Below are 24,541 nucleotides of genomic sequence, written 5' to 3'. Positions count from 1 at the left end.
ATAGGTATTATCTCATATGGCAACGATCTGCTAAACAATCTTCAGAACAGCGTGCAAAAGAATTATATCTGTCTATATATTAAGATGGTATAAAGCATATGGAGAGTGGAAACAAACAGACTATCTGATTTGTTTTAATTAAAATATATTCGGATATTAGAGGATAGTATTCATAAATATAATAACATATCATGAAATTCTTTATCGACACAGCGAATTTGGATCAAATCCGCGAAGCTAACAATTTAGGAGTATTAGACGGAGTAACTACCAATCCGTCCCTTATGGCAAAGGAAGGAATAAAAGGAGTAGAAAATCAACGGAATCATTATTTGGAAATCTGCAAAATTGTAGATGGAGATGTCAGCGCAGAAGTGATTTCAACGGATTATGAAGGGATGATACGTGAGGGTGAAGAGCTTGCGGCTTTACACAAAAACATTGTCGTGAAAGTCCCTTGTATAGAGGATGGAATCAAGGCGATTAAATATTTCACGAAGAAAGGAATCCGCACTAACTGCACATTGGTATTTTCAGTTGGTCAGGCTTTATTAGCAGCAAAAGCTGGGGCTACCTATGTATCTCCATTTGTTGGGCGCCTTGATGATATTTCAAGTGATGGCATCGAGTTGGTAAGCAAGATTGTAGATATGTACACTACTTATGATATGTCTACTCAGGTGTTGGCTGCATCTATCCGCAGTACTCAACATATTATACAGTGTATCGAAGTCGGGGCTGATGTTGCTACTTGCCCGTTGTCTGCAATCAAAGGATTACTGAAACATCCTCTTACAGATAGCGGATTAGCCACATTCCTCGCCGATTATAAAAAAGTAAATGGATAAAACTAAAATATCTTTTGTTGTTCTGAGTGAAGTGAAGAATCTATTTTGAGTCTGGCTATAAAGATGCTTCGTTTCCCTCAGGATGACAAAGAGATTGTAAGTGATGGTTTAATATAAAATCAGGATTCTACTTCTTTAGCTTGAATAAGAATTCCAAGCCCCCTTCTTTTCTATTTTTAGCAATAATAGAACCATTGTGAAACGCGATGGCATTCTTAACGATAGAGAGCCCTAAGCCGGAGCCCCCTGTATCACGTGTACGGCCTTCGTTGACTCTATAGAAGCGTTCGAATAAGCGTTTCAGGTGTTTTTCATCAGAGATTCCTACCCCTGTATCGTAGAATGAGAAGTAATAATAGTCTTTGTCTTCGTTGTATACACTTACACATATCGTTACATCTTCTCCTGCATAGCGAATGGTATTATCCACCAAATTACGAAAGATGGAATATAACAAACTCCTATTCCCATTTATCGCCAAACTTTCAGGAATATTATTGGTTGTCATTACTATATTTTTGCTCTGCAAAGCTGTCGCAAGATCGTCATTCAATTCATTAAGCAACTGATAAATGTTCACTTCTTCTTTTCGGAAAGAAGTGGGTGCCTCTTCTATTTTAGTTATAAGGCTCATATCTCCGATCAATTCAGAGAGGATGATCGTCTGATTGTAAGCCTTGCTTATAAAGTGCTGCTTCTTATTTTCGTCTAAAGCCGATTGTACAAGGACTGTTTCAAGATATCCCCGTATGCTTGTTACAGGTGTGCGCAATTCGTGTGCTATATTGCTTGTCATTTCCTGTTTCAGTAGTCGGGTTTTTTCTTCCTCTGTCATGTCATTCAGTACGATCTCAAAACTACGGTCTTCGAATATATTCAACCGCAGAATAAATAGTCTTCCATGCTTTCTGATATGTATCTCAAAATAATTTTCTTCCTTATCTTCACGCGACAGAAAATCATTGAGTTCATCAAAAGCACTGTCTGAGAATATTTCTTTGGGGTTGCTGTTCGGTTCACTCGAAATTGTGTTGAGATATTGAATAAATAGCCCATTATAAAATTCAACATTTCTATCTGCCGAAAAGAAACAAATTCCCTCTTCGGATGAATGAACGTGTTGCAATAACTTCTCTCGTTCGAGAGCTATTCGCTTTTGGCTTCTTCTTAGCTGTTTGTAATTTTCTACAAGTTTGGTACTTATTTGCCCCAATTCATCATTCGGAAAATCAAGCTTCGGAAGCTTATCACTATCTGAAGTCATTACAAAATCTCGAAGCTGCCTGATGGATTTTCCAAAACGGTTTGTTATGGCATTGAGCAGAATGAGTATAATAAAGAAAAATGCAAGGATGAAATACAAAAATAAATTATCAGGCTCCAAAAAACGACGTGTTTGGATATCATACGGAAGGGCTACCCGAACATAACCGTTGCCTATTTTCTTTGCATAATATAGATATTCCTTGTTGAGAGAAGCAGACATTCTTATATTACTTCCTCGTCCTTTTGCTATTGCAGCTTGTACTTCGGGGCGCATTGTATGATTTTCGAGAGTATGCACATCTTTTACAGAGTTGTCGTACAATACATTCCCGTCATTATCGATTAAGGTAAGGCGTATATTTGAGGGAAGAAGCTGTTCGAGGCTATCCAGAGACAGGAAGCCATGACTAGAGTTAATGATTTCGGCATAAGCATCCAATTTTTCTTCCAATGCTTCAGTTCTCAACCTCCGCTCCCTCGACTGCTCGAACACAAAGATTCCGGCAGTAAATAGAGTGAAAATAATAGCAAAGTATAAAAACAATCGTTGCTTATAAGTCAGCTTCATTATTCTCCTATATTAAATCTATAACCATAACCCGAACGATTGGCGATAAGTGAGGAGTATTCTCCCATTTTTTTTCTCAGGCGGGCAATATGCACATCCACAGTCCGCTCTGTAATATAAGGGGTTTCACGCCATACAGTCTGGATAATATCTTCACGAGAAAACACCTTATCTACATTTGTTGCCAATAAGGCAAGTATCTCAAACTCGGTTTTTGTAAGTGCTACTTTTTCTCCATCCACAGTTAATTCTTTTTTGTCCATATTGATCACAATACCGGCAAAGGTTAACTCAGTAGTTGACTCTTTTGTATTTTTTTTGACTTCCAGTCTTTTTACCACTGCCTTGATACGAGCAATGACTTCCTTTATAGAGAATGGCTTCGAAATATAATCATCTCCTCCCACCGAGAAACCAGTAAGCATATCATTCTCGGTATCTTTGGCCGTTAAGAAAACAATAGGAATATTATTGCCTTCTTTCCTCAGCTTTTCCGCCATTTTGTAGCCGGACATTCCGCCCATCATCACATCAAGGAGGATAAGAGAAAAATCGGGGTTCAATTTCTTAAGGGCTTCTTCTGCCGAATAAGCTAATTCAACGTCAAAGCCTTCGTTGCTTAAATTGAATTCTAATATCTCGCAAATGTCTTTCTCGTCATCAACGATCAGAATCTTATTTCCCATACATTCTGTATTTACTCTTTACAAAGATAAGCTATTCAAGAAATTACTCATCTTTTTTTTCGATTTTTCCTATTTTACCCGAGTGTTTAAGAACTTTGGCATCAACATAAAAGACAATCTCTTCTACGATATTGCTACAATGATCTCCAATGCGCTCCAACTTGCGAATAAGCAGTAAAAGCTTCAAGCCGCAATATATAAAAGTAGGGTTATTTTCCAGATAGACTGTCAATACATCTATGGCATTGCGATAGATATTGTCTACCTCTTCATCTTTGGCTAATATTTTACCGGCTATTTTTGTATTTTCCGACTCGAGAGCTACAAATACATCCGAAAGCATTCCTATCAGTACATCGAATACTCTTTCTAATTGCAACTCTTCCAACAATTGTGAGCCCGGCTTATTGCAGTCATCATCGATCACATATCGGGCTATTCCATCACAGAAATCACCAATACGTTCCAACGTGCTACTAATCTTTATGAGTGATAAGATCAGCCTTAGGTCTACAGCCACAGGACTGTAGAGAGCAATATAGTTTTCACAATCGCTATCTATTTTCAGCTCGAATGCATTCACGCGCTTCTCACGGCTTACAATCTCACGGGCAAGCTCTACATCTCCATTAAGAAAAGATTGTTTTGCTTTTTCTAACTGAGATATAACCAACTTCCACATCTGGTTTACCTCTTCTCTCAGAGCTAACATTTCCCGTTCTGTATGTTTCATCATATTCATCTCTTTCTTCTTTTAATAGTAATTTTAAGAAACTAATTTTAATTCAACCTCCTTCTTAACCGAATCTTCCGGTTATATAATTTTGAGTTTCTTGCTTTTGCGGGTTCAAGAACATCTTTTTTGTCTCGCTGAATTCAACCAATTCTCCTAACATGAAGAATCCGGTTTTATCACTTACCCGAGCCGCTTGTTGCATATTGTGAGTAACAATAACAATTGTATAGTCTTTCTTAAGATTGTGGATCAATTCCTCTATTTTTGAAGTAGAGATCGGGTCGAGAGCCGATGCCGGCTCATCCATCAACAAGATAGAGGGAGAAACGGCTAATGCCCTCGCAATACAAAGACGTTGCTGTTGTCCTCCCGATAATTCGAATGCCGATTTCTTTAGTTTATCTTTCACCTCATCCCATAAGGCTGCTGCCTTGAGAGACTCTTCAACTCGCTGCTCCAAATCTTTTTTACCAGCCATGTCATTCACGCGCAAGCCATAGGCTACGTTTTCAAATATCGATTTGGGAAAAGGATTAGGTTTCTGAAAAACCATCCCCACTCTTTTCCTCAATTCATCTACCTGAACTGTCTTATCGTATATATTTTCATTTTCAATTAAACACTCTCCGGTAAGTCTTGTTCCGTCGATAAGGTCATTCATCCTATTAAAAAGGCGTAGGAATGTAGACTTTCCGCATCCTGAAGGTCCGATGAAAGCCGTAATAGTATTGGCCTCCATTTTCATATTTATACCCTTCAATGCATGAAAGTCTCCGTAATAAAAATCTATATTTTTTGCTTCAATCATTTTCTTATTCTAATTAATTAGTCTTTACTTTTTTGCCGAAGTAACGTCTTAAAACAGTAGCTAAAATATTCATAAACAATACAATGACAATCAATACCAATGCCGTTCCGTAAGCAATAGGACGAGAGGCTTCTATATCGGTACCACTAGTGGCAATTACATATAGATGATATGGCAATGCCATGACCTGATCATACATACTTTCGGGCAACTTAGGCAAGAAATAGGCTGCAACCGTAAATAGAATCGGAGCAGTTTCTCCTGATACACGCCCTATAGACAGAATTAAACCTGTAGTTATATTGGGAAGAGCAGCAGGCAAAACAACCCTACGAATGGTTTGTAATTTAGTTGCTCCCAGTGCCAGACTTCCTGTACGGTACGAATCCGGTACAGCTTTGAGTGCTTCTTCGGTAGTACGAATAATAAGAGGAAGAACAAGCAAGCCAAGTGTTAATGAACCGGCAATAATAGAATCTCCAAAACCGAGCGTATTCACAAATAAAGCCATACCAAAAAGTCCAAAAACAATGGAAGGAATACTCCCCAGATTATTGGTCATTACACGTATGAATTTTACAATCCAGCTGTTACCGGCATATTCATTTGTATAAATAGCAGACATTACTCCCAATGGAAAAGCAAATATCATACTGCCTATAATCAGATACATGGTTCCTACGATAGCCGGAAATATTCCACCCGAGGTCATACCTTCTGTTGGAGCTGAAGTTAAAAACTCCCAATTGATAACACTTATACCGTTGTAGATAATAAATCCTAATATCCAGAAAAGGATACCTACTACAGCTATACCCAGTATACGAAATATAATAAATGCAATGCGCTGACTTAATTTCTTATCCATAACTATAATCCTTTATTATATTGCTTTTTAGAAATTGCCTCAGCTGTAATACTGATAATCATAGTTATCACAAACAGAATACACCCGAGCAAAAACAAAGCCTGATAATGAGCTCCTCCTGCCGGAGCTTCACCTAATTCAGCTGCTATAGTTGCAGGAATTGTCCGCACCGATTGGAACACAGAGTGTGGTATTATAGCTGCGTTCCCCGTAACCATCAACACTGCCATAGTTTCACCTATAGCCCTGCCTATACCTAATACAACTGCGGCTGATATACCCGATATCGAATAAGGAATAACTACTTTGTAAACAGTTTGCCAATGGGTAGCACCCAATGCCAGACTTGCTTCGCGCATAGCACGAGGCGTATTACGCATTGCATCTTCGGCAACAGTTATAATGGTAGGTAATGCCATAATAGCAAGGATAAGGCTACCTGTAAATGCAGTTTCGCCGACAGGTAAGTGAAAAGCCTTTTGCACAATCGGAACCAAAACCACTAAGCCGAAGAAACCATACACTACAGACGGAATTCCCGCCAATAACTCAATAGTTGGCTTCATAAGCTTGCGTGTTCGTTCATTAGCCAGCTCTGATATATAGATAGCGACTCCGAGCCCCAAAGGAAGTGCAATCAGAATAGCAACTATACTCACAAGTAGAGTTCCTAGTATCAAAGGTAATACCCCGAATAAAGGAGCAGGTGTTGCTGTGGGCATCCATTGCTTTCCTCCAAAAAAATCCTCAACATTAATGTTTCCTGTTGTAATCACCTTCACTCCGGGCATATTTGTTGGAGCATATTTTTCGGGTAAAAATGCTATGATATTCGGGTTCTGTGCAATCACTTCACCTAGCTTTTGCGGTAGTAGAGCATAATCTTCTCCAAATTCTTCTTCAGAATACATATTAAAAATATCATCTATTCTGAAAATCTTTATTTCTTCATCTGCTCCGCCAAGCTCTGCCCAATTCGTTATTTCTGAATCAAATATCTCTTTTATTTCAAGAACATTTAATTTGTTAACTGCATTCTTAGAGTTTACAACAAGTGTATAGCCATGTTCGACAGAAGGAGAATTAAACAATCCGAATCCTTCTTTGAATAAGAATATTACGATAAGGAGTATAGCGATGCTTGTAACAGCACCGCTAACTGTTAGTATGCTTTCAACTATCCGCTCTAATATTCGTTTTAGTTGTTTCATGTTATTCCTTTTGTTTCTGAAATCGTTATTTTACAGGGATAAATCCAACGTCCGATACTATTTTCTGTCCTTTAGCTGACAATACATAATCAACAAAAGGTTTTACTGTTTTCTCTGATTTTGCTTCGTAATAGAAGTATAGAGGACGTACAACAGGATAAGTCTTATTCTTGGCATTGGCTACTGATGGCTCTATAAATTTCTTTCCTCCATCATACGATACATGCACTGCTTTCACTGATTTATTAAGATAAGCAAGCCCTACATAGCCTATAGCTCCCTTCGTTTGTCCTACCGACTGGATAATAGCCCCTGTTGCCGGCAAACTCATTATTCCGTTTACATAGTTTTTATTTGCCAGCACATGCTCTCTAAAAAACTCGTAAGTACCCGATGATGTTTCGCGAGAATAAGGAACTATTTTTAAGTCTGCTCCACCTACCTGTTTCCAGTTAGTTATCTTTCCTGTAAAAATACCTTCCAGTTGTTCGCGAGTTAAGTTCGATACTTTGTTCGAAGGATGTACTACTACCGCAAGTGCATCATAGGCGATAATTACCTCTTTCGCCTCTTTCCCTTTATCTTTCAGCTGTTGTCTCTCCGAGAATTTAATTTTTCTTGAGGCTTGTGCGATATCAGTAGTTCCTGCCAAAAGCGAAGATATACCAACTCCACTTCCTCCGCCTGTTACTGTAACAGTTCTGGATGGATTTGCCTTCATAAAACTTTCTGCTTCTTTCTGCGATAAAGGCAATACTGTGTCCGAACCTTTAATCTTTTGAGCACTAACACCAATACTTAATGATAGTAATGCTATAGAAACCAAAATTGTTTTTTTCATAATCTTTTTATTTTTAGTGATATTTTATTCCCTTGTTTTTACAGCAACAAAATTATTACACTGTTGTTACAGCCTCTTTTCTATTTTGTTACGTTTACGTTAAGATTTGTTTCATCAAAAGTCCATCACACAACAACTAATCGACTGTAATATTTATATTTATGAAAAAATATTTGATGTAAGTACCTATATATCCAAGTATACATCCACGGAAAGTTTCTCTAAGATTTAAGATGGCTTTTAGAGTGGTGGGTAATAAGGAGGGGTTGACAATAAGATAATATTATTGTAAGAGCCTGTTTAGATTTTATTTAAACAGGCTCTTATATGTTTTATAAATAAAAAGGAGTACCCTTTGATCTGGTCTGAACAATAGTAGATACCGGACAAGTTACGAATAAAATGTGTTCTCTTTATTCGTTTTTTGAGATAAGATGCTTAGCTTTCCCTTTTCTAAAAATCATCGCATCATTTTTAATGCCCTTGCGCAATATCTTTCTTTGCTCTTGAGGTAGTATAACGATATTTTTGCAAGCATCGGAACAGCAATTATGCATCTTTTGGGCACATTTGGAGCATTGTATAAACAAAAGATGACAACCTTCGTTTGCACAATTAGTATGCGTATCGCAAGGCTCTCCACATTGATGGCAATGAGCTATAACATCATCGGTGATTCGTTCTCCAAGGCGATTGTCGAAAACAAAGTTTTTGCCTATAAATCTCGACTTCAGTCCTTCTGACTTTATTTGGCGGGTATATTCAATAATGCCTCCTTCTAGCTGATAGACGTTTTTGAAGCCTTGGTGCTTGAAATATGCACTCGCTTTTTCGCAACGGATACCACCGGTGCAGTACATCAGTAGTTTTTTAGACTCTTTGTAGTCCTTCAATTGCTCATTTATAATCGGAAGCGATTCTCTGAATGTAGTAACATCGGGAGTGATAGCCCCGTCAAAATGCCCTATCTCACTTTCGTAATGGTTACGCATATCAATGACAATGGTATCGGGATCGTCCATCATATTGTTAAAGTCTTGTGCTTTCAGATGAATGCCTATGTCTGTAACGTCAAAGGTGTTATCGTTAAGCCCATCGGCTACAATTTTGTCTCTTACCTTTATCTTCAATTTAAGGAAAGATTTATTGTCATGCTCTACTGCTATGTTCAACCTGATGTCTTTCATAAAGTTATAAGTGTCCAAAAAATCTTTAAAGGCACTCATATTATGAGCGGGTAATGATAATTGGGCATTGATCCCTTCTTTGGCTACATATATACGTCCCAGCACATCGAGCTCGCTCCATCTGACAAAGAGTTCGTCTCTGAACTGTTGCGGATTGTCGATGTGGGCATAAGTGTAGAATGATAAAGTAAGCCTGTTAACACCGGCTTGGTCTATTAATTTTTCTCTTTCTTCGTTACTTAATGTATTATATAATTGCATTTTATATATTAATTAAAATAGTTGAACAGATTATAAGTTTCGATACGAGTACAAATATATAATATGATTTACTGATATAAGTGAAGATTTAATAGATATAATCAATGTGAGATAGGTGAATGTTTACCTTAAGTACAGATAGGTATCGTTGTTCGCTATAAAGTTTTGTTGTACCGTAAGCGAAATCCGTCTCTCGATGAGATAATCTACTGTTTCGGATTACTTGTCAAAAATAATTTCATTGCACATCATAACTTATTGTTTTAAATGAGTTAATGGCTCAACAATAAATACCTCATTTATGGTATTTATGATTAAACGAAAGTCTTATATTTTTGCAATTGTTATATAAGTTAAACAAAAAATATGAAAATGATTATGGAAAAACTACTAGAGGTTTATTTACCGTCTCGGCGAATAAACCATTCATCAATCAAATACAAAAAGCTGAATTTACTCTTTCGCTTTTGTAAAATCAACTACCTTCTATCTCCTAGCCTACTTAATACAGCCCCTTCCTTTTCAGCACGAATGTGTTGTTGTAGATAATACTTTCCCCTTACATTCTTTATTTTGACTTATTATAGTTCATTAGTAAACAAAAGTTAACTGATTGAATTTTGCATCAAGAATTTTTATAATATTCTTGAGTTATACAAATAAGCAAGATGTGTTACAATCGTATATAAAAAAGAGAAGTTTTAATTATAAAAATAAACACTTCCTCCTCCGACGGCAATTGGTATTGGAAGTGTTCAATCTAAAATAGAATATGACAAATATATTTATTTTTTGGGAAAAAAAGTATCAACCCTCATGTGTTAAAAAGCATATTTATGTATTTTTAGTATTATTGATGCTATCTACGTTTGGGCTTTATTCCCAAACCATTATAAGAGGGAACGTTATAGACGATAAAACCAAAGAGCCTATTATCGGAGCTTCCGTCGCCTTAAAAGGAACGACAAATGGCACTCTTACTGATGCTCATGGCGGATTTTCGTTACAAGTAACCAAAGCTCTACCCGCTACTTTATCTATAAGTCTGGTAGGATATAAATCTCAAGATATTGATGTTTACGATGCAGAAGAACCCATCATCCTATCATTAAAAGAAGACTTTAACTTTCTTGACGAAGTTGTTGTAACAGGTTATACATCCCAACAACGAAGATCAGTAAGTGGAGCTATAACTTCCATTAATCTTTCAGATGGAATAAAAGAAACTGCGGCTTCCGGATTTGACCAGCTATTACAAGGAAAAGCTCCCGGCGTACAGATATCATCAAATACCGGAGTTCCCGGAGGTGGTGTTATCTTTCGTGTAAGAGGTAGTAACTCTATTAATGCAGGAGTAGACCCATTATACATTATTGATGGTGTATTTATTAGCAACAGCAATCTCATATCTACCGGTATGGGAGGACAAACTCAGTCAAATCCATTATCGGATATTAATCCATCAGACATCGAGAACATTACTGTACTTAAAGACGCTAATGCGACCGCAATATACGGATCATTAGGAGCAAATGGAGTAGTTATAATAACAACTAAGAGAGGTAAACAAGATACAAAAGCGAAAATATCGGTATCCCTGTCTCATGGATGGGCAAATGCTATTAAAAAATTCCGATCTATAACAGGCCCTGAAACGGCTATACTCGCTAACGAAGCAGCCTACAATACAGGTATCGATAGAGGATTGTCTCCATCTGACATAAAGTTACCTTTTGCTGATCCCTCCGTTATGCCCACATACGATCGCAATAGTGATTTATTTAGAACGGCAGCCTTATCAAATTATGAAATCTCAGCGCAGGGAGGTAATTCCAACAGTACCTACTATGTCGGCCTCGGATACACCAAGCAAGAGTCTGTTGTTAAACCTTCTGATTTCGAGCGCTATTCGGGACGACTCAACTATGACAATAATTTAACAAGCAAATTGAAAATAGGCACAAGCATTAACCTAAGTAAAGTATATCGTAATATAAGTAGCAATGACAACAATCCAAAAGGAGTAATCAATTCAGCTATATTCGTTCGTTCATATTTACCTATTTACAATGAAGATGGAAGTTATGCCAGATATGGAAGTTTTGATAACCATCTGGCTCTGATAGAACATCTTGATAATAATGCTACTACATGGCGAACTATCGGAAACTTGTTCTTGGAATATAACCTTCTCAAAGAACTTAAATTTCGTTCAAGCTGGAGCTTAGATAATACTGATCTGACTGAAAGCAATTATGCTGACACATTTATCAGTGCCGGGATAGCAACTAATGGTTCTGCTACCTCATACAAAGCTAAAAATATTGTTTATACAGCAGAACAATTACTCACCTATAATAAAGTCTTTAAAGATAAACATGCGCTTAATGTTTTACTTGGAAATACGGTCAATGCTGTACAAGAGGAGTACACCAGTGCATCGGGACAAGGTTTTGCAACCAATGATCTAAAAGATATTTCTGTAGCAGCAACTAAATCGGGTTCAGCATCCAAGTCTGAAAGTAGATTACTTTCATTCTTTGGAAAAGCTAGTTATACGTATAATAATAAATATACAATAGATGGAAGCATAAGGGCTGATGCCTCATCTAAGTTCGGGAAGAACAAGCGTTGGGGCTACTTTCCGTCTGTTGGGCTTACATGGGATGCAAGTCAGGAGAGTTTTATAAAAAACATAAATTTCTTTGATGCGCTCAAATTTAGGGGCAGTTTTGGATATTCGGGAAATCAAAATGGAATAGGGTCATACGCTGCTTTGGGTTTATGGTCAGCAGGATCGAACTATTTAGAGACTGCCGGCACTGCCCCTTCTCAACTGGCAAATCCAGACCTGACATGGGAAACCACTCGTCAGTTAGACCTCGGCTTTGATTTTGCAATCCTGAAAAATGCAATAAGCTTTAGTTTCGACTATTATAATAAATACACATACGATTTATTATTGAATGTTCCTGTTCCTTATCGTTCAGGGTTTACATCTTTTCTTCAAAACTATGGTGCTGTAAGAAACAGTGGGGTTGAATTAGGAATACAATCTACTAATATCAATAAAAAAGACTTCAAATGGACTACTGAATTTAATATATCATGGAACAAAAATAAAATAGAGAAATTAGCTTCTGATATTACCCTTGGAGCTTCGGGACGTAATGCATCCATATTACGCGAAGGCTATTCAGTAAACTCTTTTTATTTGTACAAACAGCTATATGTAGACCCTGAAACAGGAAATGCTGTTTATGAAGATGTTAATAAGGATGGTTTTATCACTTCAGCGGACAGACAAATTGTAGGTAATGCCTTACCTAACTATACCGGAGGCTTTACAAATGATATTACCTATAAAGATTTTTCACTGAATCTATTCTTTTATTTTCAGCAAGGAAATAAAATACTTAGTATGCACGATTTCTTCTTAGTACATGGTGGTACTCAAAACAATATAGGCTTTATTCCGAGACAACTAGAAAGATGGCAAAAAGCCGGAGATATAACTGATATTCCTCGTCTGACCACATATAGTGGCGACCCTACTATCAACGGAGGTTCGGCAAACAACTATGGAGGGAATGTTGCAAATATGAGTAGCCGATATTTGAGTGACGGCTCGTTTATCAGGCTCAAAAATCTGGCTCTAAGCTACAATCTGCCTAAATCTATTATAAGAAATTTGCAACTAAGTAGACTCAGAGCGACAGTCTCGGTTACCAATCTGTTTACCATTACAAAATATAAAGGGCTCGACCCGGAAGTAAATGCACAAAGTAGTAGCCAGAATACTTATGGATACGATTGGGCAACAGTGCCACAACCACGCACTATTCAGCTCACATTGAATGCTACATTCTAAAAAAAGAATTCATATTTAAGTTCCACAAAAACAAAAACAATGAAAAAGTTATATAAAAACTTAATTATCATAGCAGCTCTCTCAACACTCTTATTGTTCACTGCTTGTGAGGATTTTCTAGATTTGTCTCCCACAAATTCTATACCTTCTACGGTTGCAATAACGAATAAAGGAACAGCAAATGCTGCTATTATCGGAGCGTATAATTCAGTTCAGAATTATTATTCTAATTATTACATAACATTAGGAACAATAACGGCAGACAATGTTTCCTACAATGGGACATTGAGCCAATACTTACAACTCGATCAGAATTCGGTTTCTCCTGATAATGCCGGTACTGTTTATGTTTATCAAACTATTTATGCGGGCATCAACTCTGCAAATTCTATAATCGCAGCTATCGGGAATGTAAATGATCCATTATTTACTGAAGCTGAGAAGAATAAGATTCTAGGCGAAGCATACTTCATAAGAGCCCTTGGCTATTTCGACCTCGCTCGCGGATGGGGCGGAGTACAACTTCAATTGAACCCAACAACAGATTTGGGAGCATTATCAGGGATAAAAAGAAGTACTCTCGCTCAGACTTACGATCAGGTACTTGCCGATCTGACAAAAGCCGAAGAGTTACTTCCTGAAGACGATTCGACAACACGCAACAGAGCTCAAAAAAATGCGGCTAGAGCTTTAAGAGCAAGACTCCATCTTTATAGAGAACAATGGGCAGAGGCGGAAACATATGCTACATCGGTAATCAACAGTACCAAATATTCTCTGGTGAAACCTTTTAAAACCTTTTTTACTTCACCATTTCTGTCTCCGGAATCTGTATTTGAATTAACTTTTACATCAAATGACAAAAATAGTTACTGGAATCTTTGGTATCCAAGTACTGTAGGAGGGCAATATACCTTAAAGCCGTCGGATGCATTAGTTGCCAAACTGAACGATTCGGATGTAGGGGGAACAAGAAAAGAAATTATAAAAGGTAGCGGAAACTCAGTATACGGAGTATTGTATAATACCGTATCAACAAGTACCGACCCGGCTTATGTTATTCGCATTGCAGAGCTATACTTAATACGGGCTGAGGCCAGGATAAAAAAAGCAACTCCGGATATATCAGGTGCTTTATCAGACTTAAATAAGGTTCGTGGCAGGGCAGATATACCCGATTTTGACAGCTCTGACAAGGATGTAATAATTCAAGCTATTGAAGATGAGAATAGTATAGAATTTGCTTTCGAACCTCATCGTTGGTTTGATCTGGTTAGAACAAAAAGGACAGGTTCAGTCCTCGGTCTGACAAATACCGACTATTGGTTGTTTCCATTCCCCGCTTCAGATATATTATCGGATCCTGATGTTGAACAAAATCCAGGCTATTGATAAATATTTTGCCTTTGGCTGATATTACAGGTTTGTGATATCAGCCAAAGTTATTATATCAACAAGTAAATATTATAACGATGAAAGAGTATAATGTTACAAATAGTGTATTAGATATGGTGGGCAACACGCCTATGATAGAAATTACAAAAATAAATACAGGCAAATGTAGATTGTTTGTCAAGCTCGAAAACCAAAATCCGGGGGGCTCGATAAAAGATCGTATAGGATTATCGATGATAACCATTGCCGAACAAGAAGGAAAGTTGAAACCCGGAGATACAATAATAGAAGCAACAGCAGGCAATACGGGTTTAGGGTTAGCCCTCATTGCTAAGATGAAGAACTATAAATTGAAACTGGTGATTCCCGACAAAATGAGTCAGGAAAAAATCAATCACCTCAGAGCCTTAGGCGTCGAAGTAATAATCACACGTTCTGATGTAATAAAAGGACACTCCGAATACTATCAGGATTTAGCACAGCAAATAGCAAAAGACACAGGAGCTTATTACATTAACCAGTTCGAAAACCCGGCTAACCCCCTAGCCCACGAAACTACCACAGGTCCCGAGATATGGCAGCAAATGAATAAAGATGTTGATGCTGTCGTTGTGGGAGTTGGATCTTCAGGTACATTGACGGGACTAACTCACTTTTTTAAGAAGGTTTCTGATAAAACAGAATTTGTATTAGCCGATCCCAATGGATCAATATTAGCCGATTATGTAAATAAAGGAATTATACGATCCGACTCAGGATCGTGGTTGGTAGAAGGTATAGGTGAAGACTTCATCCCATCAATAGCCGATTTCTCCCTTACTAAAAAGGCTTATTCCATATCAGACAAAGAGAGTTTTGATGCAGTATACGAACTCCTTAATAAAGAAGGCATTCTTGCCGGATCATCTTCAGGAACACTTCTTTCGGCTGCCATTAAATATTGTCAGGAACAAACAGAACCGAAACGCGTAGTGACTCTCGTTTGCGACAGTGGAAACAAGTATTTATCGAAGATGTACAATAATTACTGGCTACAAGACAATGGGCTAGAAAATAAAAAAGTACACAACGATCTTAGAGATTTTGCACAACGTAATATAGAAGATAAAGCCATAATATATGCGCAACCTTCTGACACATTACTGACTGTATATAAAAAAATGAAGCTTTACGATATCTCTCAATTACCTATACTCAAAAATAATAAAGCAGTAGGGATTATAGATGACTCAGACTTATTAAAGGCATATATAGAGGGATATACAAACAAGACACCGGTATCTCAGATAATGGCTAAAAATCTAGTCACTATACCATATACTGCCAGTTACGAACAACTCCTTGATATACTCAACGACGGTTACGTAGCTATATTAGAAGGTGATGCAGGACTCTTTGTGGGATTAGTCACGAAAATAGACATTCTTACTAAAATCAATAATAATCGCATTGTACAAGCATAACTAAAAGACGAATTTCATGAGAAATGTATCCATTTTAGATACAGGTAATGCTGAATTTCTAAAATCTCGCTTTAGTATTGTTCCTGAGCTGGATGCCGATCTTAAAGTTAATTTAATAAAAATAAAATAATTAAAACGATATGAGAAATAAATATAGTCAATATGGATTTGACACCAAAGCAATTCATGCAGGAGAAACACCTGATTTCAGAGATGGAGCAACCGGAGATGTTGTAGTCCCAATACATTTGTCTACCACTTTCGCCAGAGAGAAAGTTGAGGAACCTACTGCCGGATACGAATATACGCGGTCGTTGAATCCAACCAGGAAAGCTCTGGAAGAAAAACTAGCTGCTCTTGAAAATGCAAAATACGCATTTGCCTTCAGTTCCGGATTAGCTGCTGAAACAAGTGTAATATTAGCCTTATTAAAAGCAGGAGATCATATCATTGCCTCTGACGATCTGTATGGCGGAACGAAGCGGCTATTCAACAAAATATTCAATGAGTATAAGATCGAGGTATCCTATATTGATACTATAGACATCCTGAATTTAGAAAAAAGCGTACGTCCTAATACCCGTTTAGTGTGGCTGGAATCACCAACTAATCCTTTACTTAAATTATCGGATATAGCCGCAGTATCAACCATCACGAAAAAGGAAGGATTAATTTTGGTAGTAGACAATACTTTTCTCTCTCCATATTTTCAAAGACCACTTAGTCTAGGAGCTGATATTGTCCTATATAGTTCTACGAAATATATTGGAGGTCACAGTGATGTTTTGGGCGGATCTGTTATGCTGTCTGATGATAATTTATATCACAAAATACAGTACTATCAAAATGCAGTAGGCGCAGTTTTATCCCCATTCGATTCTTACCTCACCTTAAGAGGAATTAAAACATTAGGCCTAAGAATGCAAAAGCACGAAGAAAATGCTTTATTAATTGGAGCTTTTTTAGAAGAACATCCGAATGTTACGAAGGTTATTTATCCGGGTCTTAAGAGCCACCCTCAATACGATTTGGCAAGAAAACAAACAATAGGTTCTGGTGGAATTATCTCATTTGAACTAAAAGGAAATATAGATAATTCGAAACACTTTCTAGAATCTCTTCATCTATTTGCACTGGCCGAAAGTCTTGGAGGTGTAGAATCTCTTATCGAACTGCCGGCATTAATGACTCATGCTTCTGTTTCAAAAGAAGAACGTGAAGCTATAGGTATAACAGATACCCTGATACGCTTGTCTGTAGGTATAGAAAATATAGAAGATCTTATTACTGATCTTAAAAAGGCATTGGATACTTATCTCTAAATTCATATTGCGTAGGATAGTGCCATTTGGTTCTATCTTACGCAATTTATATAGATCGTTGCATGCAAAATACCATGATTGTGGTATTTTATAAAGCCATTCATATTTTTATTTTTGTATCAGATAGTTTTATAAATATATCTTATAGAATATTGAAAAAAATGAAAATCATTCGAAACAGCATTGCTAAGTTGAAAAAGCCAAACCAACAAGCATCACAACACGAAAAAAGTGATGATTATGTTGCAGGAATTATCTCTGTTCCTGCTCGTTCTTTACTATTACCTTCCTTCCTCTTTTTCTCAATGCGAATGCATTGTTGTTGATTCCAACTCCCCCACTCAATATTTTACTATTTATTTTCATTTGATATTGCGCCTCTAGCAATATTGGCTCATTTTATATATAAAATTTCAAAATTATGAAAGCTATAAAGCAAGTTCTTACAACAATAATATTATTCATTTTAGCATTATCGCTTAATGCCCAAAATACAATATCCATCAAAAGCCAAAAACTGGTTTCGCCATTAGTGAGTAAGTGGGTATCTGAATATAAAAATGTTAATTCAGGTCTAAAAATAGAAGATGCTCATAAAAATAATTCAAACGCAGATATAGAATTAATTATAACTGATCAACCCGATAGTTTACTATATGGCAAAGATGTTTTTTATGTAGTGAAATATGCATTACTGCCAATTGTCTCCAAAAATTATATCTATACAGAGAATCTCGAAAAAGAAAAGTATAACAAGAAAAAATTAAGAGAAATATTTTTCGAAAAAGATCTTTTGGATGAAGACGATAGTAAACCATCAAAACTAGCAGAACGATTTACAGTATACTCAGGCAATAAAAAAGAATCTGTAGCCAGTGTTTTTGCTGCACATTTTGGTTATCCGGCAAATACCTTAAGAGGTACAAAAATAGCAGGAGATGATATATTTCTACTAAACGCGATAAATAAAGATAATACAGGCGTAACATTCAATAGCCTATCTTATTTATATGATCTGTCTACCCGTCAACTAAAATCAGATATAAAGCTATTGCCACTAGATATAAAAAAGGAGTATCGAGAAGTATTGGAATCGTCAACAATAGACGATGTGTTAACCCTCGTTGAGAATGAAGATGTAGACCTAATCCCAATACAAAAAATAGGTTTTGTGATTAACAACTCCGCAGCAACCAAACCCGAAGTTAAAGATTTTATAAAATGGGTTTTAACTGAAGGACAGCAATATAATCATGACTATGGATTTCTTCGTCTAAGCCGGGATATTCAATTAGCCCAAATCCGGCAAATAGAATCTAAGTATCTTACGCTCAACAAATAGTAAAAAAACAGCTAAAACATCTCAGACAAATAACTCACCTCTTTCTCCGACGGCAAATTGGTATTGGAGGTTTTTAATCAAAATAGAATATGAAAAAACTTGCTATTATTATCCTGCTATTTATAGCAGGGCTATATTCCTTTGCTCAAAACGACTATTATTTCGGGAGGGATAATCAGTTCGATCCTAAAATACCTACCCCCGAACAGTTTTTTGGATTTCCCATTGGTTCGTCATTAGCCAGATATGACAAAGTTGTTGAATATTACAAGTTACTGGATAATTTATCCGATAGGGCGCAACTCGAAGTTATAGGGAAAACTTACGAAAACAGAGAGCAGGTTGTACTCATTGTCACAAGTCCTGACAACCAAAAGAATCTGGAATCTATACGTCAAAATCACTTAAAACTTATAGATCCTAAGAGTTCCTCTTCAAATAATGATCAAAAAGTCATAGTGCACTTAGGTTATAATGTCCATGGAGGAGAAATAGCCGGAACAGAAGCTGCAATACTTGCCGCATATTACTTTGTAGCTTCTACAAACAATGAAACAATCAAAAATCTGGAACAAGCAGTTGTTTTGATCGACCCGGCATTAAATCCTGATGGAAGAGACAGAGCTGCCTCATATTTTAATACATTCAAATCCTTTCCTCCTGTATCCGATCCGAATGATATAGAGCATGCCGGAGGATTTACACCACATAGAGGAAATCACTTTTGGACAGATCTTAATCGTGACTGGTTTCCACTGGTACACGTTGAAAGTAAAGCAAGAGTTGATTTTTACCACAAATGGTATCCTAATATATATGCCGACTATCACGAAATGGGAAGCAACAGTGCCTATTACTTCGAGCCGTCGCCACCACGCAGCACATGGAACCCAACAATCCCCGAAGAAACATACAATGTGTTAAATCCTATATTAGCGAAATACTATTCGGAATCTTTGGATAAAATAGGATCTCTTTACTATACAAAAGAAGATTTTGACAATATTTCACCAATTTATGGATCTACTTATCCCGATTTTCAAGGAGGTGTTGGCACTACCCTCGAAGTAGGAAGCTCAGCCGGAATAGAAATAGAAACCGAAGTGGGGGTAAGAAAATTCTCCCGAAACATCAAAGACAATGTTATTACCAGCATAGCAGCAATAAAAGCCGCAGTAGCAGAGAAAGACGTATTATTCAAACATCAGAAAGATTTCTTCTCCAGTGCACTTTCTTTAGCGAATAAAAGAGCTGACAAGTATATTGTATTCGGAGACAAAAATGATAACAATCTGACAAAATTATTTCTCGATCATTTACTTAGCCATAAAATAGATGTGTATGAACTCCCTGACAAGTTTTCTCAAAATGGAAAAGATTTTGAACCGGGGAATGCTTATGTTGTGCCATTCTCTCAACCTCAATATCGTATTTTAAATGCTGTATTCGAAGAAAACACAACATTTGTAGATAGTATATTTATGGACATTACAGCATGGAGCACTGTACATGGATATGGAATACCATTTGTGAAAGTAAAAGGAGCAGTAAGACAAGGACAAAAAGTAACAGATATCCCTCAGATAAAGAAAGGAGGAGTCAGTCAAAAATCTGACTATGCGTACATATTTAATTATACTGACTACCTAGCATCTAAGTCTCTGTACTATCTACTAGACAAAGGTGTTGTTGTAAAAGCCGCATACAAAGACTTCTCTGCTTCTGTAGCAGGAACAGAATATAAGTTTAACAAAGGAGCAATAGTCATCCCTGTTGAATATCAAAACATATCTTCCGACCAATTGTATAATATAGTAAAAGAGGCAGCCGAGCTGACAGATATAAAAATATTAGGAGTAACAACTGGTTTCAGCACCACTGGTATAGACTTAGGTAGCAATAATATCAGAAGAGTAGAAAAACCTATTGTAGCGACATTGGTCGGAAGTGGAATAAATTGGACAGATGTCGGTGAAACCTGGTTTTTGTTAGGCAACAGATTAAATATACCTTTAACCAAAATCAATGTAGCTTCAGCTGATTGGGCAGACCTCAATCGTTATACATCAATAATCTTATCAGATGGCAATTACAACTCATTGTCTCCTAACTTTATCGGAAAGCTGCAACAATGGGTCGCTAACGGAGGAACACTTATCACATCAGAAGGTGCTTCTAAATGGGCTATTGATAATAAAATAGTAATAGGTTTCGTTCCTGATAGCGTTCCGAGAAGCAAAAACGAATATAAACGATTAGACTATATTTCACAACGAGAAAACGAAGGTCCTCAGAGAATTGGCGGCGCTATATTCAATGCAGATTTGGATATAACCAATCCTCTTGCCTTCGGAATAGTATCGAGAGAAACATATGCAATCAAAACCAGTAATTACAAATTACCAAGACCTAAAAGTAATTACGCTACAGTTCTACAATTGACAGATAAACCTCAAATAAGCGGATTTTTGACAAAGAAGAATCAACAGGAACTAAAGAATGCTCCTTTAGTAGTCTTCGAAAACAAAGGTAAAGGAACTGTTGTTCTGTTTGCGGAATCGCCTACTTTTAGAGGGTATTGGTTAAGTAGCGGACGAATATTGACTAACGCTATCTTTTTTGGAAGCAATCTTTCTTCTCCGGGACGATACAGACCTTAAGTTTTTTAAATTATAGTTAGATTAGTTGCTTTTGTAAAGATAAAAAGTTGAGGCTATTAATTTATTATTGGAGACAACGATTATTAATGGCCTCTCCAATTATTTACTAATTAATATAACAGAAAATCAATATGAAAATTATAAACGGATTTATTATTGTATCTGCGCTTATAATGCTACTCACTTCTTGCGGAGGTAAAAAGAACAACGACCCTAACTATATTAAAGTCGGTGTAGCCTCGGGACCTGAATATGTTATAGCTGAAGCGGCAAAAAAAGTAGCAAAAGAGAAATACGGACTCGATGTAGAACTAGTTCAATTTAATGATTACATAATGCCAAACACAGCATTAGATCAGGGTGATATTGATGCTAATGTTTTTCAGACGAAGCCGTTCTTAGACGAACAAATAGTACGTCGCGGATATAAATTTGCTATTGCTGGAAATACATTTATATATCCTATGGCAGCATATTCAAAGAAAATCAAAAGCTTGGATGAATTAAAAGACGGAAGTACAGTAGTCATCCCCAATGATGCAGCTAACAATAGCAGAGCTTTGTTGCTATTACAAAAAGTAGGGTTGCTAAAACTTAAAGAAGGAGTAACAGCTCCAAGGCTAGTTGATATAGTAGAAAATCCTAAAAATCTGGAGATACTGGAACTCGAAGCCCCTCAATTACCTAGAGTCTTAGATGATGCAAAAGTAGCTTTGTCTATTATCAACAATAACTTTGCAGGGCAAGCTGGACTACTACTCAAAGATGGTGTGTTTGTCGAAGATAAAGACTCTCCTTATGTCAATCTTATTGTTACAAGAGAAGAAAAGAAAGAAGAGGCGAAAGTAAAAAAATTCGTTCAGGCATATCAGTCAGACGAAGTAGATAAAGTAGCTACCGAAGTATTTAAAGGTGGTGCCGTAAAAGGTTGGTAACCAAATGGCAGGAAAACGAACAGGAGCAAATCTAAAGAAGGAAGTCATTTTCAAATTGTCATCATATGGGATCGACCTCATTAGCCTTGTATCAGTAGGCCGATGGGCTAAATATAACGAAATCCCTGAATGCTATTTTCCTCAGAATGTATTTCCAAACATTAAAGGTTTTCGCGGAGTATTTTTCCCCCGAGACGGATATGGAAACATATCTATTTTGGATCTAATCAGACAAATGATGATAAAGAAAAAATCCAGTGAAAATTCACTGGATTTTCTTATTTATATCAATCTGGACTATAATCTATAACGAAGGCATCACTCTCCTTATACTTCCATCTTTTTCAAATTCAAGTCGATCCATACACACTTCACGTGAAGTCCCCGGGTAAACTTTCTTAATACCATCAGGACGAGATATACGGTGGTAAACAATATACCACTCATCTTTGCCGGGAATCTGTAAAACAGAGTTATGCCCTGTTCCAAAAATTGCTTTGGAATCATCTTTCATTATCACTATATTATCCGAAGGAATTGTCAATTGACCTAACGGTGATTTCGCTGTAGCATAGCGTACTTTATAGTTGGCACTACCAGTATCATCCTCTGACCACAAAAAATAATACAAACCCTTGCGATAGAATACATAAACAGCCTCTCTAAAAGTATTATCAGGAGTCATTACCTTAATAGTTTTCTTTTTTAGAGAGATCATATCAGCATTTAGCTCTGCTCCGGCCATATAGCCATTACCCCAATAGATATAGTTCTTTCCGGTCTTTGGGTCACAAAACACATCCGGATCAATCTCTTGTCCTCCATCTACACCTTTAGGCTTGAAATCAATAAGCGGACTTCCCGAATCTAAAAACGGCCCTGAAGGATCATCGGCTACTGCAACTCCAATTTTCTTAGAACCTCCATCTTTACCTCCACTAAAGTAATAATAATACTTATAGTCATTCCCAACTTTCTTTTCTATAATAGAAGGAGCCCATGCATTTCCATTTGCCCACGAAACATTGTTTTTCAAGTTTAGAATAACACCCTCATCTTTCCAATCTTTCAGATTATCAGAAGAAAAGGTTTTAAAGTAATAGCCACCCCATCCGTCAAATCCATCGCTGGTAGGATAAATATAATATTTCTGAGTCTTATTGGAATAAAGAACATCGGGATCGGCATAATAACCTGCTAATACTGGATTATTCGGTAGCAGAGGATAGCTCTCGGGTTTTCCCCATTTATCAATAAGTGACTCTAATTCTTTTTTTGTAATAGGAATAACAGAACCATGACGAGGATGAAAATCCATTGATATTTCATGATCTATAACTTTAAAACTCTCCAAATCGGTACTCTCACAAAACTGATATTTCCCTTTCATATATACATCGTACATCAAAATATACGTATCGGTATTTATCATTCTGAACACACTAGATCCTTCAACAGCATCAGATGTTTGCTGCTTATACCCTTCATGTTCTGTCCATCTTCCAGACGTAAGAGAAGTCGTTGTTGCCAGCTTGATACCATTTCCATGTCCTTCTGTTTTATAAAACATATAGAAGACACCACCTTTCAAAACAATATCCGCATCTATACACGATTTACCATTGGATGGAAAAAACAATTGCTTTGGCTCACCTACCAAGTCAGAGAAATCATTATTTGCATATGCATAATATATAACATCCTCTCCTTCTCCATGTTTCATAGACCAGTATACCATATATTTACCGACCTCCGGATCATAAACTGTTTGTGGAGCCCATACTCTTTTCAGATCATCCTGACCGGAGTATTTTTTCTGAATATTAATTATACTTGATGTCCAATTTATTAAATCATCAGATTTCATCAAGATCATCGCCCTATTTGAATCCCATCCCTCAGACGAAGTCATATCGGTAACTACCATATAGAAGCTTTTACCATCTTCTGATCTCAACAAATGAGGATCACGGACACCTCCGGTCGAACTTATAATCTTGGAATCAACAACAGGCTTATTGTTATTCAAAGAAAAATAGTTATAACCGTCTGCACTGATTGCATAATGAATAGCTTCTTCCTCTACCTGATTCCCGGTAAAATAGGTAAACAGATAAGCTACGTAGTCTTTTTCTTGAATACCCGTCCGATATTCCTGAGAAAAAATCACATGGGGTATAACAGACAAAAAAGTAACAAATAATATAAATCTCACAATTTTCATAATAAATTAGTTATCAGCACATCTATCAGAAAAAAGTAACAAAAGTGAC

General features: G+C 36.8%; 19 protein-coding genes. 10 read left to right on the top strand and 9 right to left on the bottom strand.

Annotated elements, in window-relative coordinates; genetic code table 11:
- Window positions 1-191 precede the first annotated feature (191 nt).
- A complete protein-coding gene (gene fsa / locus E4T88_RS14245) occupies window positions 192-848 on the top strand; it encodes a fructose-6-phosphate aldolase (RefSeq protein WP_135106566.1) in 657 nt (218 codons plus the stop codon).
- Between the two features lie 127 nt (window positions 849-975).
- Here the strand turns inward: fsa and phoR are convergent, their stop codons facing one another.
- From phoR to trhO, 8 genes are all read right to left on the bottom strand, one after another.
- Window positions 976-2,682 carry a sensor histidine kinase gene (gene phoR / locus E4T88_RS14240; protein ID WP_135106564.1) on the bottom strand — a complete coding sequence of 569 codons (1,707 nt, stop codon included), beginning with the start codon at window positions 2,680-2,682 and terminating at the stop codon, window positions 976-978.
- Entirely contained in the window at window positions 2,682-3,368 is a 687-nt protein-coding gene (gene phoB / locus E4T88_RS14235; RefSeq protein WP_006841561.1) for a two-component system response regulator PhoB, read from the bottom strand. The genes phoR and phoB overlap by 1 nt, the downstream gene beginning before the upstream one ends.
- A gap of 43 nt (window positions 3,369-3,411) precedes the next feature.
- Window positions 3,412-4,104 carry a phosphate signaling complex protein PhoU gene (gene phoU / locus E4T88_RS14230; RefSeq protein WP_306461441.1) on the bottom strand — a complete coding sequence of 231 codons (693 nt, stop codon included), beginning with the start codon at window positions 4,102-4,104 and terminating at the stop codon, window positions 3,412-3,414.
- Between the two features lie 61 nt (window positions 4,105-4,165).
- Window positions 4,166-4,912: a phosphate ABC transporter ATP-binding protein PstB gene (gene pstB / locus E4T88_RS14225; protein WP_135106560.1), complete on the bottom strand. Its 747-nt coding sequence runs from the start codon at window positions 4,910-4,912 to the stop codon at window positions 4,166-4,168.
- A 13-nt stretch (window positions 4,913-4,925) separates the two neighbouring features.
- Window positions 4,926-5,780, bottom strand: coding sequence for a phosphate ABC transporter permease PstA (gene pstA, locus E4T88_RS14220; RefSeq protein ID WP_135106558.1), 855 nt, complete (start codon window positions 5,778-5,780; stop codon window positions 4,926-4,928).
- A 2-nt stretch (window positions 5,781-5,782) separates the two neighbouring features.
- A complete protein-coding gene (pstC, locus tag E4T88_RS14215) occupies window positions 5,783-6,991 on the bottom strand; it encodes a phosphate ABC transporter permease subunit PstC (protein ID WP_135106556.1) in 1,209 nt (402 codons plus the stop codon).
- Between the two features lie 25 nt (window positions 6,992-7,016).
- Window positions 7,017-7,832 carry a PstS family phosphate ABC transporter substrate-binding protein gene (locus E4T88_RS14210; RefSeq protein WP_135106554.1) on the bottom strand — a complete coding sequence of 272 codons (816 nt, stop codon included), beginning with the start codon at window positions 7,830-7,832 and terminating at the stop codon, window positions 7,017-7,019.
- Window positions 7,833-8,245: 413 nt separating this feature from the next.
- On the bottom strand, window positions 8,246-9,280 hold the full coding sequence (trhO, locus tag E4T88_RS14205) for an oxygen-dependent tRNA uridine(34) hydroxylase TrhO (RefSeq protein WP_135106552.1): 1,035 nt from the start codon (window positions 9,278-9,280) through the stop codon (window positions 8,246-8,248).
- 856 nt (window positions 9,281-10,136) lie between these two features.
- On the opposite strand from trhO, the gene E4T88_RS14200 reads away from it, so the two are divergent.
- From E4T88_RS14200 to E4T88_RS14160, 9 genes are all read left to right on the top strand, one after another.
- On the top strand, window positions 10,137-13,151 hold the full coding sequence (locus E4T88_RS14200; RefSeq protein ID WP_167755467.1) for a SusC/RagA family TonB-linked outer membrane protein: 3,015 nt from the start codon (window positions 10,137-10,139) through the stop codon (window positions 13,149-13,151).
- Window positions 13,152-13,190: 39 nt separating this feature from the next.
- Window positions 13,191-14,543, top strand: a complete 1,353-nt coding sequence (locus E4T88_RS14195) for a RagB/SusD family nutrient uptake outer membrane protein (RefSeq protein ID WP_135106548.1) — start codon at window positions 13,191-13,193, stop codon at window positions 14,541-14,543.
- 80 nt (window positions 14,544-14,623) lie between these two features.
- Entirely contained in the window at window positions 14,624-16,009 is a 1,386-nt protein-coding gene (locus E4T88_RS14190; RefSeq protein WP_221411805.1) for a pyridoxal-phosphate dependent enzyme, read from the top strand.
- A gap of 140 nt (window positions 16,010-16,149) precedes the next feature.
- Complete coding sequence (locus E4T88_RS14185; RefSeq protein ID WP_135106546.1) at window positions 16,150-17,331, top strand: trans-sulfuration enzyme family protein; 1,182 nt, start codon at window positions 16,150-16,152, stop codon at window positions 17,329-17,331.
- Between the two features lie 62 nt (window positions 17,332-17,393).
- A complete protein-coding gene (locus E4T88_RS14180; protein WP_135106544.1) occupies window positions 17,394-17,657 on the top strand; it encodes a hypothetical protein in 264 nt (87 codons plus the stop codon).
- Window positions 17,658-17,752: 95 nt separating this feature from the next.
- Complete coding sequence (locus E4T88_RS14175) at window positions 17,753-18,673, top strand: hypothetical protein (protein ID WP_135106542.1); 921 nt, start codon at window positions 17,753-17,755, stop codon at window positions 18,671-18,673.
- 89 nt (window positions 18,674-18,762) lie between these two features.
- A complete protein-coding gene (locus E4T88_RS14170; protein WP_135106540.1) occupies window positions 18,763-21,333 on the top strand; it encodes a M14 family zinc carboxypeptidase in 2,571 nt (856 codons plus the stop codon).
- 131 nt (window positions 21,334-21,464) lie between these two features.
- Window positions 21,465-22,268 (top strand): methionine ABC transporter substrate-binding lipoprotein MetQ, encoded by an 804-nt coding sequence (gene metQ / locus E4T88_RS14165; protein WP_135106538.1) that lies wholly within the window; start codon window positions 21,465-21,467, stop codon window positions 22,266-22,268.
- A gap of 4 nt (window positions 22,269-22,272) precedes the next feature.
- Window positions 22,273-22,578 (top strand): hypothetical protein, encoded by a 306-nt coding sequence (locus tag E4T88_RS14160; protein WP_135106536.1) that lies wholly within the window; start codon window positions 22,273-22,275, stop codon window positions 22,576-22,578.
- On the opposite strand, the gene E4T88_RS14155 is transcribed toward E4T88_RS14160, so the two are convergent.
- Window positions 22,573-24,492 (bottom strand): glycoside hydrolase family 43 protein, encoded by a 1,920-nt coding sequence (locus E4T88_RS14155; protein WP_135106534.1) that lies wholly within the window; start codon window positions 24,490-24,492, stop codon window positions 22,573-22,575. The two genes, E4T88_RS14160 and E4T88_RS14155, sit on opposite strands and share 6 nt — an antisense overlap.
- Window positions 24,493-24,541: the final 49 nt, after the last annotated feature.

Source organism: Dysgonomonas mossii, from assembly GCF_004569505.1.
Taxonomy (GTDB): domain Bacteria; phylum Bacteroidota; class Bacteroidia; order Bacteroidales; family Dysgonomonadaceae; genus Dysgonomonas.
The sequence above is the reverse complement of the archived record's forward strand: the minus strand, read 5'-3'. Positions and strand labels throughout refer to the sequence as shown.

Bases quoted from the DNA above. Each gene is read 5' to 3' on its own strand.
- fsa (WP_135106566.1), top strand. From the start codon at position 192: ATGAAATTCTTTATCGACACAGCGAATTTGGATCAAATCCGCGAAGCT.
- phoR (WP_135106564.1), bottom strand. From the start codon at position 2,682: ATGAAGCTGACTTATAAGCAACGATTGTTTTTATACTTTGCTATTATT.
- phoB (WP_006841561.1), bottom strand. From the start codon at position 3,368: ATGGGAAATAAGATTCTGATCGTTGATGACGAGAAAGACATTTGCGAG.
- phoU (WP_306461441.1), bottom strand. From the start codon at position 4,104: ATGATGAAACATACAGAACGGGAAATGTTAGCTCTGAGAGAAGAGGTA.
- pstB (WP_135106560.1), bottom strand. From the start codon at position 4,912: ATGATTGAAGCAAAAAATATAGATTTTTATTACGGAGACTTTCATGCA.
- pstA (WP_135106558.1), bottom strand. From the start codon at position 5,780: ATGGATAAGAAATTAAGTCAGCGCATTGCATTTATTATATTTCGTATA.
- pstC (WP_135106556.1), bottom strand. From the start codon at position 6,991: ATGAAACAACTAAAACGAATATTAGAGCGGATAGTTGAAAGCATACTA.
- E4T88_RS14210 (WP_135106554.1), bottom strand. From the start codon at position 7,832: ATGAAAAAAACAATTTTGGTTTCTATAGCATTACTATCATTAAGTATT.
- trhO (WP_135106552.1), bottom strand. From the start codon at position 9,280: ATGCAATTATATAATACATTAAGTAACGAAGAAAGAGAAAAATTAATA.
- E4T88_RS14200 (WP_167755467.1), top strand. From the start codon at position 10,137: ATGCTATCTACGTTTGGGCTTTATTCCCAAACCATTATAAGAGGGAAC.
- E4T88_RS14195 (WP_135106548.1), top strand. From the start codon at position 13,191: ATGAAAAAGTTATATAAAAACTTAATTATCATAGCAGCTCTCTCAACA.
- E4T88_RS14190 (WP_221411805.1), top strand. From the start codon at position 14,624: ATGAAAGAGTATAATGTTACAAATAGTGTATTAGATATGGTGGGCAAC.
- E4T88_RS14185 (WP_135106546.1), top strand. From the start codon at position 16,150: ATGAGAAATAAATATAGTCAATATGGATTTGACACCAAAGCAATTCAT.
- E4T88_RS14180 (WP_135106544.1), top strand. From the start codon at position 17,394: ATGCAAAATACCATGATTGTGGTATTTTATAAAGCCATTCATATTTTT.
- E4T88_RS14175 (WP_135106542.1), top strand. From the start codon at position 17,753: ATGAAAGCTATAAAGCAAGTTCTTACAACAATAATATTATTCATTTTA.
- E4T88_RS14170 (WP_135106540.1), top strand. From the start codon at position 18,763: ATGAAAAAACTTGCTATTATTATCCTGCTATTTATAGCAGGGCTATAT.
- metQ (WP_135106538.1), top strand. From the start codon at position 21,465: ATGAAAATTATAAACGGATTTATTATTGTATCTGCGCTTATAATGCTA.
- E4T88_RS14160 (WP_135106536.1), top strand. From the start codon at position 22,273: ATGGCAGGAAAACGAACAGGAGCAAATCTAAAGAAGGAAGTCATTTTC.
- E4T88_RS14155 (WP_135106534.1), bottom strand. From the start codon at position 24,492: ATGAAAATTGTGAGATTTATATTATTTGTTACTTTTTTGTCTGTTATA.